We start from the raw sequence: 516 nt of genomic DNA, 5'->3' as shown, positions 1-516 counted from the left end.
GAATAATACTTCCCAACCAAGCCAATCTGTCAAAAAGCCACCAATAATTGGGCCAACTGCAGCCCCAAGTGCTATAATGGAAAATACCATAGCGAGCACTTTACCACGAGATTCAGGTGGGTAAAATCTGGATCCCATGATCAAACTTAATGATGGGAGCGCTGATGCACCAAGTCCTTGGATAATTCGTGCGACGATAACCCCTTCGAAGTTGGTGCTGACAAAACCAATAAAAGAACCTATCATGAAGATGACAAGGCCTATAACAACTAAACGTCGAATGGAATATATGTCAGCCAATTTTCCGAAAATAACGGCTCCGACGCCAAACGCCAAACTAAATATTGAGGTAATCCAGCTCACTGCAGTAGGTGTCAAGACAAACTCTTCCGCAAATTTTGGTAATGCAATATTCATCATTGTCGTATTCATTGTAGCGAATATTAGAATAAAACAAATAGTATAATTTAACCTCTTTAATTGATTACTCAAGTGTAATATCTCCCTCTGTACCAA

Annotated in this window: 1 protein-coding gene; it reads right to left on the bottom strand. The window is 39.7% G+C overall.

The window, feature by feature from the left end:
* Positions 1-492, bottom strand: a 492-nt coding sequence (locus tag AC1DWB_RS37205) for an MFS transporter (protein WP_477546033.1), incomplete at its 3' end; no start/stop codon positions are given.
* Between the last annotated feature and the right edge of the window lie 24 nt (positions 493-516).

Source organism: Paenibacillus sp. P4_E11 (genome assembly GCF_056401635.1).
Note: the sequence above shows the minus strand (reverse complement) of the source record. Positions and strands in the feature narration are given on the sequence as shown.